This window comes from Pseudomonas fildesensis (assembly GCF_001050345.1).
GTDB classification, from domain to species: domain Bacteria; phylum Pseudomonadota; class Gammaproteobacteria; order Pseudomonadales; family Pseudomonadaceae; genus Aquipseudomonas; species Aquipseudomonas fildesensis.
The window spans coordinates 18,739-37,241 of the sequence record NZ_LFMW01000003.1 but is presented as its reverse complement, the minus strand read 5'-3'; the positions used below and the strand labels follow the sequence as shown (position 1 = coordinate 37,241).

18 protein-coding genes are annotated in these 18,503 nt (G+C 60.3%); 11 read left to right on the top strand and 7 right to left on the bottom strand.

What is annotated here, in order from left to right; translation table 11 throughout:
- Nucleotides 1-164: 164 nt before the first annotated feature.
- The 6 genes from ACR52_RS05645 (at nt 165) to ACR52_RS05620 (ending at nt 5,740) form a co-directional block, all read left to right on the top strand.
- Entirely contained in the window at nt 165-464 is a 300-nt protein-coding gene (locus ACR52_RS05645) for a c-type cytochrome (protein WP_048721485.1), read from the top strand.
- A gap of 36 nt (nt 465-500) precedes the next feature.
- Nucleotides 501-1,112 carry a c-type cytochrome gene (locus ACR52_RS05640; RefSeq protein WP_048721483.1) on the top strand — a complete coding sequence of 204 codons (612 nt, stop codon included), beginning with the start codon at nt 501-503 and terminating at the stop codon, nt 1,110-1,112.
- A 169-nt stretch (nt 1,113-1,281) separates the two neighbouring features.
- The gene (dsbA, locus tag ACR52_RS05635) at nt 1,282-1,917 is read left to right on the top strand and encodes a thiol:disulfide interchange protein DsbA (RefSeq protein WP_048721482.1); all 636 of its coding nucleotides are present in this window, start codon (nt 1,282-1,284) and stop codon (nt 1,915-1,917) included.
- Nucleotides 1,918-1,927: 10 nt separating this feature from the next.
- Entirely contained in the window at nt 1,928-2,806 is an 879-nt protein-coding gene (locus tag ACR52_RS05630; protein ID WP_048721480.1) for an endonuclease/exonuclease/phosphatase family protein, read from the top strand.
- The gene (locus ACR52_RS05625; protein ID WP_048721478.1) at nt 2,803-4,875 is read left to right on the top strand and encodes a GGDEF domain-containing protein; all 2,073 of its coding nucleotides are present in this window, start codon (nt 2,803-2,805) and stop codon (nt 4,873-4,875) included. The genes ACR52_RS05630 and ACR52_RS05625 overlap by 4 nt, the downstream gene beginning before the upstream one ends.
- Before the next feature lie 88 nt (nt 4,876-4,963).
- Nucleotides 4,964-5,740 carry an N-acetylmuramoyl-L-alanine amidase gene (locus ACR52_RS05620; protein ID WP_048721475.1) on the top strand — a complete coding sequence of 259 codons (777 nt, stop codon included), beginning with the start codon at nt 4,964-4,966 and terminating at the stop codon, nt 5,738-5,740.
- 66 nt (nt 5,741-5,806) lie between these two features.
- On the opposite strand, the gene ACR52_RS05615 is transcribed toward ACR52_RS05620, so the two are convergent.
- Together ACR52_RS05615 and algB are read right to left on the bottom strand one after the other, a co-directional pair.
- On the bottom strand, nt 5,807-7,594 hold the full coding sequence (locus tag ACR52_RS05615) for an ATP-binding protein (protein WP_048721473.1): 1,788 nt from the start codon (nt 7,592-7,594) through the stop codon (nt 5,807-5,809).
- Between the two features lie 10 nt (nt 7,595-7,604).
- Entirely contained in the window at nt 7,605-8,951 is a 1,347-nt protein-coding gene (gene algB / locus ACR52_RS05610) for a sigma-54-dependent response regulator transcription factor AlgB (protein WP_048721471.1), read from the bottom strand.
- Nucleotides 8,952-9,340: 389 nt separating this feature from the next.
- Here algB and ACR52_RS05605 point away from each other — a divergent pair, with 389 nt between their 5' ends.
- The 5 genes from ACR52_RS05605 to ACR52_RS05585 all read left to right on the top strand — a co-directional run bounded on the left by ACR52_RS05605 (nt 9,341) and on the right by ACR52_RS05585 (nt 13,725).
- Entirely contained in the window at nt 9,341-9,625 is a 285-nt protein-coding gene (locus tag ACR52_RS05605) for a hypothetical protein (RefSeq protein ID WP_048721469.1), read from the top strand.
- Nucleotides 9,626-9,703: 78 nt separating this feature from the next.
- Nucleotides 9,704-9,868 (top strand): DUF1328 domain-containing protein, encoded by a 165-nt coding sequence (locus ACR52_RS29165; protein WP_003170804.1) that lies wholly within the window; start codon nt 9,704-9,706, stop codon nt 9,866-9,868.
- A gap of 2 nt (nt 9,869-9,870) precedes the next feature.
- Nucleotides 9,871-10,338: an inhibitor of vertebrate lysozyme family protein gene (locus ACR52_RS05595; protein ID WP_048721450.1), complete on the top strand. Its 468-nt coding sequence runs from the start codon at nt 9,871-9,873 to the stop codon at nt 10,336-10,338.
- A 730-nt stretch (nt 10,339-11,068) separates the two neighbouring features.
- Nucleotides 11,069-12,400, top strand: coding sequence for a glutamate/aspartate:proton symporter GltP (gltP, locus tag ACR52_RS05590; RefSeq protein WP_048721447.1), 1,332 nt, complete (start codon nt 11,069-11,071; stop codon nt 12,398-12,400).
- A 95-nt stretch (nt 12,401-12,495) separates the two neighbouring features.
- The gene (locus ACR52_RS05585; RefSeq protein WP_048721443.1) at nt 12,496-13,725 is read left to right on the top strand and encodes a nucleoside recognition domain-containing protein; all 1,230 of its coding nucleotides are present in this window, start codon (nt 12,496-12,498) and stop codon (nt 13,723-13,725) included.
- Nucleotides 13,726-13,856: 131 nt separating this feature from the next.
- Here ACR52_RS05585 and ACR52_RS05580 read toward each other — a convergent pair whose 3' ends face one another.
- The 5 genes from ACR52_RS05580 to ACR52_RS05560 are packed head-to-tail and all read right to left on the bottom strand — an operon-like array spanning nt 13,857 to nt 18,454.
- Nucleotides 13,857-14,483, bottom strand: a complete 627-nt coding sequence (locus ACR52_RS05580) for an ABC-type transport auxiliary lipoprotein family protein (RefSeq protein WP_048721439.1) — start codon at nt 14,481-14,483, stop codon at nt 13,857-13,859.
- Nucleotides 14,480-15,418, bottom strand: coding sequence for an MlaD family protein (locus ACR52_RS05575; RefSeq protein WP_048721436.1), 939 nt, complete (start codon nt 15,416-15,418; stop codon nt 14,480-14,482). Before ACR52_RS05575 ends, ACR52_RS05580 begins: the two co-directional genes overlap by 4 nt.
- A gap of 1 nt (nt 15,419) precedes the next feature.
- Nucleotides 15,420-16,223, bottom strand: coding sequence for an ABC transporter ATP-binding protein (locus ACR52_RS05570; RefSeq protein WP_048721433.1), 804 nt, complete (start codon nt 16,221-16,223; stop codon nt 15,420-15,422).
- Nucleotides 16,220-17,368: an ABC transporter permease gene (locus tag ACR52_RS05565; RefSeq protein WP_048721430.1), complete on the bottom strand. Its 1,149-nt coding sequence runs from the start codon at nt 17,366-17,368 to the stop codon at nt 16,220-16,222. Before ACR52_RS05565 ends, ACR52_RS05570 begins: the two co-directional genes overlap by 4 nt.
- Before the next feature lie 54 nt (nt 17,369-17,422).
- Nucleotides 17,423-18,454 carry a DUF5924 family protein gene (locus tag ACR52_RS05560; protein ID WP_048721427.1) on the bottom strand — a complete coding sequence of 344 codons (1,032 nt, stop codon included), beginning with the start codon at nt 18,452-18,454 and terminating at the stop codon, nt 17,423-17,425.
- Between the last annotated feature and the right edge of the window lie 49 nt (nt 18,455-18,503).

Sequence of the window (18,503 nt, the reverse complement as noted above, 5' to 3'; positions counted from 1 at the left end):
AAGGGTGCGGCAAGCGGTGTCGTTTCCGTTTCAGTAGCGCCAGTATATAATGCCGCAGATTTTGTGTGTGCTTTGTCCCAGCGAAGGATGAAGTTCACGGGAGCGAAAGACCTTTATTGCGCATTAGAACGCAAAACGCTCTCAAACCCTGAAAAGGTCGATGTATGACCAGATGGTTGCTCGCTGTCGGTGTCCTGATTCCGCTTTTCGGCGCTCAGGCTACACAGGATCCGGAAGCGGTGTACAACCGAGTTTGCGTGGCTTGCCATGCCGGCCAACTGCCGAACGCTCCGAAGCGGGGTGATAAAGCAGCTTGGGCGCCCAGACTGGCGCAGGGCATGGACACGCTGGTGCAACACGTGACTCAGGGTTTCAAGGCAATGCCGCCGCGTGGTTTGTGCATGGACTGCAGTACTGAGGATTACCAGGCCATCATTCGTTTGATGGTGAGTAAACCCGGTTGATAACTCTTAAACCCTTAGCCGTAGTTGGATTAGCTGATGAACAAACTGATCGTGAGTCTGCTGTTGACCTTGGGCATCACCGGTGTTGCCCATGCCGCAGGCGACGCTACAGCGGGCCAGGCGAAAGCCGCCGTATGTGGTGCTTGCCATGGACCGGACGGCAATAGCCCGGCGCCGAACTTCCCCAAACTGGCCGGCCAGGGTGAACGTTACCTGACCAAGCAGATGCACGACATCAAGGATGGCAAGCGAACGGTGCTGGAAATGACCGGTTTGCTGGCCAACTCCAGCGATCAGGACATGGCAGATATCGCGGCATATTTTGCCAGCCAGAAAGGCAGTGTGGGAGCTGCTGACCCCAAACTGGTGGCGCGCGGAGAGAAATTATTCCGTGGTGGTGACCTGGATAAGGGCCTGCCCGCCTGCATCGGCTGTCACTCGCCGAATGGCGCTGGTATTGCCGCCGCGGGCTTTCCGCACCTGAGTGGACAGCACGCTCAATACATCGCCAAGCAGTTGACCGATTTCCGCAAGGAAGAAGCGGGTCGAGCCAACGATGGTGATGCGATGACCATGCGTACGATTGCCCGTAAGCTGAGCGACGAAGACATCGCCGCCATCTCCAGCTACATTCAAGGCCTGCATTAAGTGTTCTGGCTACGTTAACGCTCGATTAATCCGTCGATGCAAGCATAAAAAGGGTGGCCCGGGCCGCCCTTTTTTGTGGCCGGTGCCGTTACACTAACGAACTCATGCCCGCGTAGACCTGTCACAACAAAGGTCGCGTGAGGCGACTTTATTTGTCCAGGAGTAAAGCATGCGTAATCTGATCCTCAGCGCCGCTCTCGTCACTGCCAGCCTCTTCGGCATGACCGCACAAGCTGCCGATGTGCCGCTTGAAGCCGGAAAAACCTACGTTGAATTGGCTAACCCTGTACCTGTGTCGGTACCGGGCAAGATCGAGGTGGTGGAGCTGTTCTGGTACGGCTGCCCGCATTGCTACGCCTTTGAACCGACCATCAATCCATGGGCTGAGAAGCTGCCTTCCGACGTGAACTTCAAGCGTATCCCGGCCATGTTCGGCGGCCCGTGGGATGCCCACGGCCAACTGTTCCTGACCCTGGAAGCCATGGGTGTGGAGCACAAGGTGCACAACGCCGTGTTCAACGCGATTCAGAAAGAAGGCAAGCGTCTGACCAAGCCAGACGAAATGGCAGAATTCGTCGCTACCCAGGGTGTCGACAAGGACAAGTTCCTGGCCACCTTCAACTCCTTCGCCATCCAGGGCCAGATCAAGCAAGCCAAGGAACTCGCGCAGAAGTATGGCGTGCAAGGCGTGCCAACCCTGATCGTCAATGGTAAATACCGTTTTGACCTGGGCACCACCGGTGGTCCTGAACAAACCCTAAATGTCGCCGACCAGCTGATCGCCAAAGAGCGCGCAGCCAAGTAAGGGGCCTGCCATGCGCCGCTGGGGCACCGAACGCGTCGTTGGTCTGCATGACCCGCAGGTCAACGAACATCACCTGGAATCCACAGGCCTGCCGCCAGACAGCCGCTTGCGCCTGCTCAGCTTCAACATCCAGGTCGGTATCAGCACCGAGAAGTACCGGCACTACCTCACCCGTGGATGGCAGCATCTGCTGCCCCACAACGGGCGGGCCGGTAACCTGCAAAAGATTGGCGACCTGTTGAGTGACTTCGACCTCGTCGCCTTGCAGGAGGCTGACGGCGGCAGCATCCGCTCCGGCTATATCAATCAGGTTGAACACTTGGCCCAGCTCGGTGCCTTCCCCTACTGGTACCAGCAACTCAATCGCAACCTCGGGCGCCTGGCCCAGCACAGCAATGGTGTGCTCAGCCGCTTGAAGCCCACCGCCATCGAAGATCATCCGCTGCCGGGCCCCAAGGGGCGTGGCGCGATCCTTGTGCGTTTCGGCGAAGGCCCGGAAGCCCTGGTGGTGGTAATGATGCACCTGGCGCTCGGGGGGCGTACGCGCAACCTGCAACTGGCCTACGTGCGTGAGTTGATTGCCAACTACAAGCACCAGGTGCTGATGGGTGACATGAACACCCATGCCAACGACCTGTTGCAGAATTCCCCGTTGCGCGACCTCGGCTTATTGGCGCCGCAAGTCGAAGCCACGTTTCCCAGTTGGCGCCCGCAGCGCTGCCTGGACCATATCCTGCTCAGTCCGACCCTCACCCTCGAAAGTGTGCAGGTACTGGCGCAGCCCATCTCCGATCACCTGCCGGTCGCGGTAGAGATTCGTCTGCCGGGTTCGCTCACGGCTGATGCATTACCCGCGTTGAGCCCCGGCCCTCGCGGAACCCTTGCATGAGCGACGACGCCCAGCGCTGGAAAGAAAAATACCTGTTAAGCATCGAGCAACAAGACAAGCTCGAACGCCGTTGGGCTGCCCGCCTCGACCTGTTGCGCCGAGGGCTGGTGCGCAGCACGCTGGCCGCTGAGGGGACTGACCTCGCGGTCGACCAATGCATGAAGGAAATGCGCGACGTTGTGCGTACGGACGATATGGACGCCGCGCTCGCTGCCTTGCTGCCACGTCTGGAAAAAGCCGTACTGGATTCAGAGCAGCGTCGCGAAACCCGGGTCGACCAGATCAGTACCGCGCTGACTGCCCTGGTCGCGCAGTTGCAGAAGTTGCCACTGCCCCGCGAGGTGGCGCGGCCGTTGAAGACCTTCGCCAAGCAGCTGGACGGCCGAGTGGGACAAGCTCGAGAGATCCCGCTGCTACTCAGCGAGTTGAGCAGCCTGCAAGGGCAGGCGTTGAATAACCTGGAGCCGGACGGCGAAACCCCGCGCCCAGGACCAGGCCTGCTGCAGCGCTTGTTTGGCGCCAAGGAGGCCGGCAATGAGGTACCGGTAAACGAACCTGTGCCGGCTCCGGTGCCCCAACCCGCTGTGTCCAAGCCTGCAGCCGAACCGGCCTCTGAGCCGGCCCCCAAGCTTCAGCCGCCCGCGCAATCCGAAGAGCTGGCCCAAGCCTTGCGCGCCTTCGCGCCACTGCCGAAAACCCCGGCTACTGCGCAGCCCGAGTCTGCGGTGCCCGCCAAGGCGGTTGAGGTTTCCAACGAAACCTTTGTATTCGAAGCCCCTGCGCAGACAGCCTCTGCCGCTGAGCCGGTCGAGGCATCTGTCCCCGCAGAGGCTGAGGCACGCACGGAGGAGCCCGCCACCGAAAGTGCACTCGCAGCCTTTATCGAAGCGCCTGAGACAGTGGTCGATGCGCCGGATGAAACGGTCATCGGCAGCCTGTCACTGCCTCCTGTGCTGGAAGATACCGATCCCGACGAGCTGCAATCGGATGGCGTCTACGCCCTGCCCGATTCGCCCGAGCCGTCCTACAGCTCTGTGGCCAAGCACATCGAAGACACCCTGCTCGGCCTGCTGGAGGACCTATCCCTGCCCGAGCGCCACCGGCCCCAGGCTGAAGCCATGCGCGAGCGCCTGGCCCACGGCTTGAACTGGTACGAACTGCTGCCGATCCTTGATGACCTGGCCGTGCTGATGCTGGCGATCACCGACAGCGGCCAGCACGAGTTCGAGGCTTACCTCAAGCAGCTCAATGAGCGTCTGGAAGCATTCCAGGGTCATCTGCAGGTAGCCAGTGAAGGTCATGCCGACAGCCGCTCGGCCGCCCGGGAGCTGGACACGCAAATTCGTGAGCAGGTCGATGGCCTGCAAAGCAGCGTGCAGGACGCGGCCGACCTTGACAGCCTCAAGCATGTGCTGGAAAGCCACCTTGAAGGCTTGCTGGGCACCATGGATGAGCACCAGCAGCAGCGTGACCAGCGCGAGCAGGAAGTCGCTGCGCGGTTGCAAGGGCTTGCGGAACGCGTCGCCAATATGGAGCAGGAGGCCCAGGGCTATCGCGTGCACCTGGAGGTACAGCGCCAGAAGGCCCTGATCGATCCGCTCACCGGTCTGCCCAATCGTGCGGCCTGGAGTGAACGTCTCGACCATGAGGTGAATACGTGGCACCAGCGCGGTAACAGCCTGTCGCTGGCGATGCTGGACTTGGACCACTTTAAGCGCATCAACGACGGTTACGGTCACCTAGCCGGTGACAAGGTGCTGAAAATCATCGCCAACGTGCTGCGCAAAAGCCTGCGTCCAACCGACTTTATTGCGCGTTTTGGCGGTGAAGAGTTTGTATTGGTGATGCCTGACTCATCCCTGGGGGATGCCCTCGCCGCTGGTGAAGTATTGCGCGCCGGGATCGAGGCTTGCCCCTTTCACTTCAAGGGCGAGCCAGTGACGATCACGGTGTCGATGGGCGTGGCGCAGTTCCAGCCCGGCGAGCGCAGTGACCTGGCGCTCAAGCGCGCCGACGAGGCGTTGTACCGGGCCAAGGCAGCGGGGCGTAACCAGGTACAGGCGGCGTAAAAGAGGTTCCATTTTGTAATTTGACTGTCGGGCTACAATCGGTACGTTACACTGTTGCATTATCGTCTTTAGCGTAACGTTATCTGCCATGAAATCCTTGTACTTCGCCTTTGTGTTTCTTCTGCTCGCCGGCTGTGCCAGTGGCCCCCGGCTGGACACCAGTCACCCCTCGGTAAACCACGACAACCGTGTGCAGTTCGTCGTCGTTCATTACACCTCGACCAACCTTGAACGCTCGCTGGCCCTGCTGACCCACGGTCAGGTCAGCAGCCATTACCTGATCGGCGACGATGCCTCAGCCACCATTTACAAGCTGGTGGATGAAAGCCAGCGCGCGTGGCATGCCGGGGAAAGCGAGTGGGCGGGCCGCACCTGGCTCAACTCGAGCTCCATCGGCATTGAGATCGTCAACCCGGGGTATCGCGACACGCCGACAGGCCGCGTGTGGTACCCATACTCGGAGCCGCAGGTGAAATCGCTGGTGGTGTTGCTCAAGGACATCAGCAAGCGTAATGGCATCGACCCCAAGAACATTATTGGCCATAGCGATATCGCACCGTTGCGCAAGCTGGACCCGGGGCCGTTGTTCCCGTGGAAGCGCTTGGCGGATGAAGGTTTGGGGATATGGCCCGACGCGCAGGCAGTCGCCCGCTTCCAAGTGCAGTACGCCACCGACCTGCCGAGCATCACCTGGTTTCAGGAAGAGTTGGCTCACCTTGGCTATCAAACACCGCAGACCGGTGAACTGGATGTCGCTACGCGTCATGTGATCGCGGCGTTCCAGATGCATTTCCGTCCGTCGCTGTTTGATGGCGCGCCGGATGCTGAAAGTGCGGCGATCCTGCGGGCGTTGAATCGCCGCTGATTCTGTAGGAGCACGGCTTGTGAGCGATGGCGACCTCAAGACCGTCATCGCCGGCAAGCCGCGCTCCTACAAGGGAAGTGCCATATAAAACTGCGTACCCTGCCCCGGCCGTGAATACACGCCCATGCGGCCTCCGTGCAATTGCACAATTTCCTTGCACAGCGCCAGCCCCAGGCCGGCGCCGCCTTTCTTGCGGCCCACCTGCACGAAGGGTTCGAAGATGCGCCCTTGCTGGCCATAGGCGATTCCTTCGCCATTATCCTCCACGCTGATAATCACCCGTTCGCCATGGCGCCGCGCCTGCAGGCGTATTTGCCCTTCTTCGGCGGTATGACGCAGCGCGTTGCCCAGCAGGTTGTCGAGTACGCGTTCCAGCTGCGCCTGGTCGGCATAGAGCCGGGGCAGATCGGATTGGGCTTCCACCAGCAATTCTATATTTTGCGCATTCGCCGGTTCAGCGAAGCGGGCCCGTGCATGCTCCAGCAGATCGGTGACGTCACACGCGCCCAAGGTGAGTTTTTGCAGGCCATTCTGGTAGCGCGAGAAGTTGAGCAGGTCATTGATCAACTGCATCAAGCGCTGCATCTCTTCGTTGACTGTGTCCAGCAGGTCCGCCTCACGCGAATCCGCAGGAAACTTCGCCCGCTCGCGGAACAGACCGAACGCCATATGCATGCCGGTCACCGGCGTACGCAATTCATGGGAGGCGCGTAACACAAATTCGCTGCGCACCCGCTCAAAGGCGCGTTGCTCGGTAACGTCATGCAGCACCATCACCGCGCCGAGGATATGCCCCTGGGTGTGGCTGACCGGCGTCAGGCTATAGGTCAGCAGGCGCAATTCGCCCTCGACTTCCACTTCCAGATCATCCGGTGCTCGCTCCAGGTTGCCGCCGCGCAGTACCAGTTGCAGTTGCTCATCCATTTCCGGGCGGCCCAGTGCTTCACCCAAACCTTGGCCAAGACGTTGCTCGTCCCAACCCAGCTGGCGTTGCGCCACGGGGTTGAGGTGCTCCAGGTGGCCCTGGCGGTCAATCATCAGCAGGCCGTCGTCGATGCTGTCGAGCACCGCTTGCAGGCGCTGCTGGCCAGCCAGGAGCTCATCGACATTGGTCGCCTGATGCTGGCGCAACGCCTCGGCCATGATGCCGAAGCGGCGGGTCAGCTGGTTCATCTCCGCCGCCGAGGAGATGGGCAGCGTCACTTCGAAGTCACCCTGGCCGATCTTGTCCGCTGCCTTGGCCAAGGCTTCGATAGGCCCACCGAAGCGCCGGGCGATGCCGTGGGCGGTGATGAAGCCGATGATCAGTACCGCCAGGCCAACCAGCCCCAGCAGGCCCGCAATCAACAGCGCACGGTCGCGGGACTTGTGTTCGCTGGTGTTGATATTTTCCAACGCGAGCTTGTGTTCGGCGATCAGGCCGTTGCGCAACGCATTGAAGGTTGCGGTGAGCTTTTCGTTTTTATTGTGAACCAGAGATTTTTGCTGGGACTCGTCGAACGCCTTGAGGAAGTTCAGGTAATCGAGGCGCGCCTGCGTGAACCCGCTGCTGCGGCCGTCTTGCTCCTCATGGGCGATGCCCTGATCCAGCAGCGCGAAATATTGTTGCTTTGAGGCTTGCAGGGCGGTGGGGTCCGGTTGCTCTTCCAGCATCAGAATCAACTGGTCGCCCAGGGTCTGGCGCAGTTTGAGACCCAGGTCCAGGGTGACGAAATTACTGCGGATCAATGACTCCTGGCTTTTGGCCATTTGCATCACGCTGACCAGCCCCAGGATCAATCCCAGCAAGGCGACGGTGATCAGCGCCGAGATACTCAAGAACAGCCGAGTGCGCAGTTTCATCGCTAGCTTCATAAGGTACAGCTCACAGGTTGTACTGTTTGCGTTTGCGATACAGGGTCGACGCGTCGATGCCGAGGGTGCGTGCAGCCTGATCCAGCGTGTCGCTAGTGGCCAGTACCGCGCCTATATGCGCCTTCTCCAGCTCGTCCAGGCTCAACGCCGCGCCAATTCGTGGAGCGTTGTTGGTCGGTTGCTCGGCCATGCCCAAGTGGCTGATTTCGACCTTTTCCTGTGGGCAAATGATGCTGGCGCGCTCCACCACATTTCGCAGCTCACGGATATTGCCCGGCCAGCGATAGTTGAGCAGCGCTTCGCGGGCTTCATCGCTGAAGCCGCGTGCCGGTCGGGCGTACTCCTTGACGAAGCGCGCCAGAAACCGCTCGGCCAGGGTCAGGATGTCTTCACTGCGCTCACGCAGCGGCGGCAAGTGCAAGGTGATGACGTTGAGGCGGTACAGCAAGTCTTCACGGAAGCGGCCATCGCGCACCATGTCTTCCAGGTTCAGGTTGGTGGCCGCGAGGATGCGCACGTCGGCACGCCGGGTCACGGGGTCGCCCACGCGCTCGTATTCCTTGTCCTGGATGAAGCGCAGCAGTTTGGGTTGCAAGGTGAGGGGGAAGTCGCCGATCTCGTCGAGAAACAGCGTACCGCCGTCCGCCTGGTTGACCCGGCCCAGGGTACTTTCACTGGCGCCGGTAAAGGCGCCCCGGCTGTGGCCGAACAATTCGCTTTCCATCAGCTCGGCCGTCAGCGACGGGCAGTTGATGGTGACGCAGGATTTTTTCGCGCGTTTGCTCCAGCCGTGGATCGCCCGTGCCAGCTCCCCTTTACCGGTACCGGACTCGCCCAGGATCAATATGTTGGCGTCAGTCCCGGCAACCTGGCGCGCGGTTTCCAGCACCACCATCATTGCAGGGCTGTGGGAGTCGAGGCCGTCCTTCGGTTGGCGCACTTCGCCTTCCAGCGCTTCCAGGCGCGCCGAAAGTTGGCGCACTTCCAGCTGCTTGGCGGTGGCCAGTCGCAGTTGGTCCGGGCTGCATGGTTTAACGAGGTAATCAGCGGCACCGGCCTGGATCGCATCCACGGCCGTGTCGACGGCCGAATGTGCGGTGACGATCACCACACGCATCCACGGCGCCTGAATGCGCATCTGCGCCAATACATCGAGGCCATTGTCCTCACCCAGGCGCAGGTCCAGGAAGCACAAGTCGAACACCTGGCGCTGCATCAAGGCATCGGCCTGGGCGGCGCTGTTGGCTGTGGACACTGTGTAGCCTTCATCTTCCAGGCAGTAACGGAAGGTACGGAGGATCGCGGATTCGTCATCCACTAAAAGAATGCGGCCTTGAAGTTCCTTGGCTGATTCCATCTGTCCCGCGCTCCTTAACTATAAGTGATGGTGTTTAGTCCCGGAATAATCGGGCAAGTTGCATGGTTCATTCTGATTGATAAAACGCAAACTCGTGCAGGTATCTGCACGCATTCCAACAAAGCCCCTGCTGGTGGCGTTTTCATGCCTTCTTGCCAGTTCGGCAACTCGCTGTGCGCTTTCTATCCGCTGATCCGACCACTGGCCATCGTGCATTTCGCACGGCGTATAAAGCGGCATCGTGCAGGATGCTATCTGTAGTACTTATCGATAATAAATAAGTCATTGATTTTATTAAGTATTATTTTGTAAAAAAGCTGGCACGCGCGCTGCAATACCTATCCCAAGAGCGTCATGAACGAATAATCCGAATGCGGGAGAAATGCAGCATGACTCGCCAAACCCTCAGCCAATTGCATGTATCGCCACTGCGCCTGCAGCAAGGTCTGTTTGCCAGCCTGGCCTTGATGGTCACGTTGATTGCAGGCCAGCAGATTCAGCATTGGCAGCAGAGTCAGCAGCAAACCCCACAATTTGAACGTCCTGTCATGACCCAGACCCACTTCCGTTCCGTTGGCAGCGTTTCTGCCGATGTAACAGCCCCGCAACTGCGGATGGTTGACCAGGAATCTTCCCTGAGTGAACTGCCATCCCAGGACCGTTGGGTGTTCTAGGCAACAAACAACCGCTCGTATTGAGCGGCTGTACCGCACCACCGCTGTTACCCCTATAGAAGCGTAAGGAGAATCACCATGTTGAGTTGGGCAATCACATTTCTGATCATCGCCATTGTGGCTGCAGTCCTGGGCTTCGGTGGTATCGCGGGCACCGCCACGGGTATCGCCAAGATTCTCTTTGTCGTCTTTCTGGTGATGTTCATTGCTTCGTTCTTCTTTGGTCGTCGCGGCCGAGGCTGAATATGACCACTTTGTCTCTCAAAGCCATTGCTGCCGTCCTGCTTCTGGGCGGCAGTGGCCTGACGATGGCCGCCAATGACGGCCAATCCCGGGCCAACGAATTGCTCAGCGCGGACGCTCAGTACCGTGAAACCTGGCAAGGCGTGGTGAAGAAAGAGGAGCGCCTGCCGGAATGGGTGATGAACCTGTCCGGTACGGCTGAACAAATGAACGCCGTTGAAGAGGATGGCGACAAGTATCTGGTCGGGCCGCTCTGCGAAACAGCAGACACCTGCCTGAGCAAGCGCCTGATCGTTGCCTTCAGCCTCGACAAGGAAGATGCCTACGCCATGTTGGTAGAAGTCCCAGCCGGTCTGCCGGCAGACAAGTCCCCAACGCGGCACGCCGATTACCGTTTTATCGGTAAGCCGGATGAAGGCATGCAAAAGCTGCTGATGGAGCAGCTTAAGAAAGATCCTAATTGGTACTAGGTTCCGTCTGACGCATACGTCGTCTGCGGGGCCAGCGTCCATAGAAAGAAGCCCCCCGCTTCTTTCTGTCTGCATCGCTCGCCAAGGGTGGTGCATGACCAGGGGGCCGGGTTGCTCTGATCAATCGAGATCGGCGTGACCTACGGGCACACGGAGTGCCTGCGCGAGGGCCGGGTCAGGCGAAAAGCTGCGACGCAAGTTCACAAGTCCTCAAGCTTGCTGAACTTGCGGCGGGCTTATGATTCTTATCTCCCCAACGCTCATGCCGCCCATAGCTGAGAATTCTCTTTTTGCGCGTTCCTCGCCATTACTTGGTGTATCGGCGCGACCATCTATCGAGAAAGTTTTGCCGCCGCTATAGGCCGTTTCCGACGCCAGCCCCATGAATTGCCGGGCATTTTTGCCAATGGTGGCAAGTCGTGCTGAATCTCTGAACGAGCCTGTATTGGCAGGTCCACGGCATATTCACCTGACAAAATGTCACATTTGAACTGACCGATCGGACAGTTATTATAGAAAAAAGCCATGCCGATTCGGCATAGGGTAGGCGTTTACGGCATTAGACGCCGCCCTGTTGCATCGGAATAGTTGCGCCTTTTTTCGCCTGCCAGTAAGCCATTTCGGCCACGCTGCGGTGACCTTCTACGGAGGCAGATGCACACACTTTTTCGCTTTCGAGCGTTGCAGCTGGCGCATTTGCCTTAAGTCCACTTGAAGTAAGGGTAATGACATGAAGAAGGCAAAGCTAAGCCTCGCCTGGCAGATCCTCATCGGTTTGGTGTTGGGGATCGCAATCGGTGCTGTGCTCAACCATTTCAGTGCTGAAAAGGCCTGGTGGATCAGCAACGTGTTGCAGCCGGCGGGCGATATCTTTATCCGCCTGATCAAGATGATCGTGATCCCGATTGTGATTTCCTCGCTGATCGTCGGCATTGCCGGTGTGGGCGACGCGAAAAAGCTCGGGCGTATCGGCGTCAAAACCATCCTTTACTTCGAGATCGTCACCACCATCGCCATTGTGGTCGGCCTGCTGTTGGCCAATGTGTTCCATCCGGGCGCGGGCATCGATATGAGTACCCTGGGTACCGTCGATATCTCCAAGTACCAGGCGACCGCCGCCGAAGTGCAGCATGAGCATGCGTTCATCCAGACGATCCTCAACCTGATCCCGTCGAACATCTTCGCCGCCGTTGCCCGTGGTGAAATGCTGCCGATCATCTTCTTCTCGGTGCTGTTCGGCCTTGGCCTTTCGAGCCTCAAACCCGATCTGCGCGAGCCGCTGGTTACGATGTTCCAGGGCGTGTCCGAGAGCATGTTCAAAGTCACCCACATGATCATGAAGTACGCCCCGGTCGGCGTCTTTGCACTGATCGCGGTGACCGTCGCCAACTTCGGCTTCGCCTCCTTGCTGCCGCTGGCCAAGCTGGTGATCCTGGTTTACGTCGCCATCCTGTTCTTCGCCTTTGTGATCCTCGGCCTGATCGCTCGCCTGTTCGGTTTCTCGGTGATCAAGCTGATGCGCATCTTCAAGGATGAGTTGGTGCTGGCCTACTCCACCGCCAGTTCCGAAACCGTGTTGCCACGTGTGATCGAGAAGATGGAAGCCTACGGCGCGCCGAAGGCCATCTGCAGCTTCGTGGTGCCGACCGGCTACTCGTTCAACCTCGACGGTTCGACCCTGTACCAGAGCATCGCGGCGATCTTTATCGCCCAGTTGTATGGCATCGACCTGTCGATCGGCCAGCAACTGATGCTGGTGCTGACCCTGATGGTGACCTCCAAAGGTATCGCCGGCGTGCCGGGTGTGTCCTTCGTGGTGCTGCTGGCCACCCTGGGCAGCGTGGGCATCCCGCTGGAAGGCCTGGCGTTCATTGCCGGTGTCGACCGCATCATGGACATGGCGCGTACCGCACTCAACGTAATCGGCAACGCCCTGGCTGTGTTGGTCATCTCCCGCTGGGAAGGCATGTACGACGATGCCAAGGGCGAGCGCTACTGGAACTCCCTGCCGCACTGGCGCACCAAGCAAGCGCTGCCGGTCGGTGAGGCCAGCCGCGGCTGATGCCGGCGTGATATGAACAAACCCCGGTAAATCCGGGGTTTGTCGTTTCTGCCAGCCCCGCTATCATTCGCCCCATCTTTCGGGGGATTTAACTGATGCTCAATGGCCTGTGGCTTGGCTTCTTTGTCGTGGCAATGGTGTCAGCACTGGCGCAATGGCTGGTGGGCGGTAATGCCGGGATTTTTGCGGCGATGGTGGAAAGCATTTTCGCCATGGCCAAATTGTCGGTGGAAGTGATGGTGCTGCTGTTCGGCACCCTGACGTTGTGGCTGGGCTTTTTGCGTATCGCCGAAAAAGCCGGGATCGTCGACTGGTTGGCCAAGGCCCTGGGCCCACTGTTTCGCCGCCTGATGCCGGAAGTCCCGGCCGGCCACCCGGCCATCGGCTTGATCACCCTAAACTTCGCCGCCAACGGCCTGGGCCTGGACAACGCCGCGACGCCTATCGGCCTGAAAGCCATGAAGGCGCTGCAGGAACTCAACCCCATACCCAATACTGCGAGTAACGCGCAGATCCTGTTCCTGGTGCTTAACGCGTCCTCGCTGACGCTGTTGCCGGTAACGATCTTCATGTACCGCGCCCAACAAGGCGCCGCCGACCCGACGCTGGTGTTCCTGCCGATCCTGCTGGCCACCAGCGCATCGACACTCGTGGGGCTGCTCTCGGTGGCGGTGATGCAGCGCCTGCGGCTGTGGGATCCGGTGGTGCTGGCTTACCTGATTCCGGGCGCGCTGGTGCTGGGCGGCTTTATGGCGTTGCTGGCGACCCTGTCCGCCACGGCGCTGGCTGGCTTGTCGTCGATCCTGGGCAACCTGACGTTGTTCGGGTTGATCATGCTGTTTCTGGTGATCGGCGCGTTGCGTAAGGTGAAGGTGTATGAAGCGTTTGTCGAAGGGGCCAAAGAGGGCTTCGATGTCGCCAAGAACCTGTTGCCGTACCTGGTGGCGATGCTGTGTGCGGTAGGCGTGTTGCGCGCCTCCGGGGCGCTGGACTTCGGCCTTGAGGGTATTCGCCATCTGGTGGCCTGGACGGGCATGGACACGCGCTTTGTCGATGCCTTGCCGACGGCGATGGTCAAGCCGTTCTCCGGCAGCGCGGCGCGGGCGATGTTGATTGAGACGATGCAGACCCAGGGCGTGGACAGCTTCCCGGCATTGGTGGCAGCGACGATTCAGGGCAGTACGGAAACCACCTTTTATGTGTTGGCGGTTTACTTTGGATCGGTGGGGATTCAGCGGGCGCGGCATGCCGTAGGGTGTGCGTTGCTGGCGGAGTTTGCCGGTGTGGTCGCGGCGATTGCGGTGTGCTACTGGTTCTTCGGTTAAGACTCCAATCCCTGTGGCGAGGGAGCTTGCTCCCGCTGGGCTGCGAAGCAGCCCCAACAAGATTTTGCAGGTGTGTCAGTCAAAGCTCATTGGCTGGTTTTGGGGCTGCTGCGCAGCCCAGCGGGAGCAAGCTACCTCGCCACAAGTGCTGCGTTGCCCTGCTGCACCGCCCAATCCACCACCTGCTTATTCAATGCATCCCCGGCTTGGCCAAACCCGACCACTACGGCCGGCACCTTGGTATCGCTGGCTGGTTGGCGAATTTCAAACCGCCGGCTGGCAATAATCCGCTGATCACTCCCGCGCACCAACCGCGCGTCAAGGCGGATCACCACCTCAACCGCACTGCCATGGTATTCACTCTGAAACGCCTGCAACTGCCCGCCCAACTCATAGTCGGCTTGCAGGTTGGTGTCGTCGGTACTCAACAGCGTCACCCGGCCATCGCGCTGGAAGCCATCCATAAAGCGATTGCGCAACAACACCGGCGCCGGATCGCTCCAGCGTGAGTTCGCGTAGCTGCTGATCAGGTTGCCATTGGGCACCACGGCAATACGCGGGCTGTCGAGAAACTCACTGGTCTGTGGCTTGGCCACGCGCAGCGACCAGGTTACCTGCGTGCCTTGGGTAGCGGTCTGGGCCGAAGCCAGGCGGTACACGTCCGACGGGTCCGCCTGAGGCAGGATCGAGCACGCGCTGAGCAGCGCCAGGTTCAGGGCCAGGGCCACAGGGGCGATCAGTTGGTAAGCACGCTTCATGGCGTGAACTCCTTGTTCTTGTCGCTGCCCAGCAAGTAACCGCTGGGGTTGGCTTCCAGGCGACGGGAGATGGCGCGCAGCGAACCGAGGGTTTCGCGCAGTTCGCGCACGGCCGGTGCCAGTTCGTTAAGGCCTTGCATGCCGCTGTTCACCGAGTCCTTGTTGTCGGTCAGCAAGGTATTGATGGTCGCGGTGCTTTGCTCGAGGGATTTCATGGCCTGCTCGGCGCTGCCGAAGGCCTGCTTGCCTTGCTCGGTGAGCAAACCGTTGGCGTTGCGCATCAGCACGGTGGTCTGCTCCAGGGCGGCACCGGCCTGTTTGCTCACCTGCATCAGCTGTTGCATCACCACTTTGATATCGCCGCGCTGGTCGGCAATTGCCCCTGTGGTTTGCTCAAGATGGTCCAAGGTTTTGCTGATGCGCTCGACATTCTGCGCAGAGAACATGCCGTTGGCGTTATGCAGCAACAGGTTGATGCTGGTCATCAAGTCATTGCTGTTATTGAGCAACCGGGCAATGGGCGATGGCGAGGCGATGATTTCCGGCAAGTTGCCGTCCTTGCCCTTGAGTTCCGGGCTCTGGGGCGTGCCGCCGCTGAGCTGGATGATCGAGGTGCCAGTGATGCCGGTCAGCGCCAGTTTGGCCTGGGTGTCTTCCTTGATCGGCGTCTCGCCGGCCAGGCGGATGCGCGCGAGTACGCGGCGCGGGTCGTTGGGGTCCAGGCGCAGGCTGATCACATCGCCCACCTTGATCCCGCTGTACTGCACCGAGCTGCCCTGGGACAGGCCGCTGACCGCTTCGTTGAAGATCACTTCGTAATCCTGGAAGGCCGTATCGACGCTGGATTTGGCCAGCCAAAGGCCAAACAGCATCGCGCCGGCCACCACGATTACGCTGAACAGACCGATCATCACATGATGGGCTCGGGTTTCCATGTCATACCTCGTTGAGCGGTTGAGCGGCATCCAATGCCGCGCGGCCCCGGGGGCCGTGGAAGTATTCGTGAATCCAGGCGTCGTCCGTTTCGGAGACGACATCGATGGCATCGGCCACCAGCACTTTCTTCTGCGCCAGCACCGCCACGCGGTCGGTGATGGTGTACAGCGTGTCGAGGTCGTGGGTGACCAGGAACACGCTCAGGCCCAGCGCATCGCGCAGGGTCAGGATCAGCTGGTCGAATTGTGCGGCGCCAATCGGGTCGAGGCCGGCGGTGGGTTCGTCGAGAAACAGGATGTCTGGGTCCAGCGCCAGCGCGCGGGCCAAGGCCGCACGCTTGATCATGCCGCCCGACAGCGACGCCGGGTATTTGTCGGCCGCCGACAGCGGCAGCCCGGCCAGCGCCAGTTTGACCGCGGCCAAATGCTCGGCGTCGGCGCGGCTGAGGCCTGCGTGTTCGATCAGCGGCAGTGCGACGTTCTCGGTGACGGTCAGCGAGGAAAATAGCGCGCCCTTCTGGAACAGCACGCCAAAGCGCCGTTCCACCCGCGAGCGTTCGTGCTCCGACAGGCTCGGGAGGTTCTTGCCGAACACCCTCACCTCGCCTTCGTTGGGTCGGCGCAGGCCGATAATGCTGCGCAGCAGCACCGACTTGCCGCTGCCGGAGCCGCCGACCACTGCAAGGATTTCGCCTTTGTACAAATCCAGGTCGAGGTGCTCGTGCACGCTCTGGCTGCCAAAGCGATTGCACAGGCCACGCACCTCAATCACCGCCTCAGTGGGCGAACGGTGTACACGACTCACCAGCCCATCTCCATGAAGAACAACGCGGCGACCGCATCCAGCACGATCACCACAAAGATCGATTGCACCACGCTGGACGTGGTGTGGGCGCCGACCGACTCGGCACTGCCGCTGACCTTGAAACCTTCCAGGCAGCCGATGGCCGCGATCAGGAAGGCGAAGATCGGCGCTTTCACCATGCCCACCAGAAAATGCTGCACGCCAATGTCCGATTGCAGCAGCGAGAGGAACATCGCCGGGGAAATATCCAGGGCCACGGCGCACACCACGCCGCCGCCGACTATCCCCGAGAGCATTGCCACGAACGTCAGCATCGGCAGCGCCACCAGCAACGCCAGTACGCGCGGCAACACCAGCAGCTCCATCGGGTCCAGGCCCAAGGTGCGGATGGCGTCGATTTCTTCGTTGGCCTTCATCGAGCCGATTTGCGCAGTAAACGCACTGGCGGTGCGGCCGGCGATGAGGATCGCGGTGAGCAACACGCCGAATTCGCGCAGGAAGGAGAACGCCACCAGGTCGACGGTGAAAATCGTCGCGCCAAAGCTCTTGAGCACTGTAGCGCCGAGAAAGGCCACCACAGCGCCCACCAGGAAGGTCAGCAAGGCGACGATGGGGGCGGCGTCGAGGCCGGTCTGTTCGATATGCGCAACCATCGGCGTCAGGCGCCAGCGCTTGGGCCTGAAAATGCTACGGGCGAAGGTTTCGAGGATCAGGCCGATAAAGCCCAGCAGTTTCTTGCTGTCCTGCCAGACCGTGTCCACTGCCCGGCCGATACGCGCCAGCACTTGGATGCCGGTGGCCTCTTCCGGCGCTTTGTCCGGTACGCAGAAATCATTCAGGGAACGGTAAACAGTCTTGAGTAGCGCCCGGTCGGCGGCGGAGAGGCTACAGTCGGTCTGCTCGGCGGATTGCTCGATGCGGTCAGGGCCCAGCAGCTCCACCAGCAGTGAGGCACCGGCGGTGTCCAGCGCGCCGAGGCCGTTGAGGTCGATGCGGGCGCCGGCGTCGTATTGGCCGTCGAGTTTGTCCGACAGCTTCTTCAGGTTGGCGTAGTGGGCAAGCGTCCAGTCCCCCGTAATCCTGAGTAACGGAGGAGCGGTGGACGTATCGAGGGAGGCCGCGCCGGCCGTCGTACTACTGGTCATAAGCTCCGAGCTTGTCTGGCTATCCACAATTCCTACGTAATAGCACGATCCTGCCTACTTTGGGTTGTCCGTTTGTGCTGTGTCGGTCACTTTGAAACGCAGCACGCCGATCACCTGACCGTCCTCCGTCAGTACCCGCACTTGCCAGCGGCCCACGGCATCGGGCGGGAAGTTCTGCTTGTGGGTCCAGGCGCGATAGCCTTCCTTGCGCCCGCCATGGATATCCAGGGCGATGCGGTCGACTTCTTTGCCGTTGAATTTCCACACGTGGTAGATCCGCTCATCCAACCCCCGCGGTGCGTTGATCGCGGTGTAGGCGTACAGCCCGCCACTGCGCAGTTGGGCGGCAGTGACTTCCTTGAGGTCATCGCCCGGTGTGCGGTCTTGCAGTTGCGTGCTGATGGCCACTTCGGTCATCCACAGGGTGGCCGGCGGTACCCAACTGCGCAGGAACCAACCCGCTGCGCCGATGGCAGCCGTGACCCCCAGCAGCATCGCCCACCCTTTGACGCTGCGCAGTGGCAAGCTGACGGCCAGGCTCGGGATCGACAGGGCCATGGCCACACCCAGTGCCAGCTTGTAACTCTCGGCGGTGGTCAGGTGCATGATGATCGGCAACGCGGTGAGCAGCGCGGCGAACAGGGTCAGGGTGTGCAGCGCGAGGAACAGTGAACGCTTGGGCGCCAGCCACTTGTAATACAGCGGGTCGACGATCGACACCAGTGCTGCCGCGCCGAGCAGCCCGGTGAAGATCGATTGGCCGCTGTTCCAGGTGGTGGTGATGAAAAAGAACGGCAGCACAAAAAACAGACTTTCCTGGTGGATCATCTGGGTGGCGTAACGCAACAGCGGTTCGGGGATTTCCCGCTTGAAGACTTTGGTGAACAGCTGGGTAAAGCTGTTTTCCAGCATCAGCCACAACCAACTCACCAGCATGATGACGGCGATCCAGCTGGCCATGCCCTGCTGGCGATCCACCAGGATGAAGCTGCTCACACCCGAAATGAAGCCGCCGAGTGCGATCACCCCTGGGTAGCGCTTCATCAATTCGAGGATGCGCTGGATGTAGTGGGTCAGGTTTGGCATTCGGCGGTTCGCAGTCTTTGTAGGAAAAAATCCCAGACAGAATAACGTC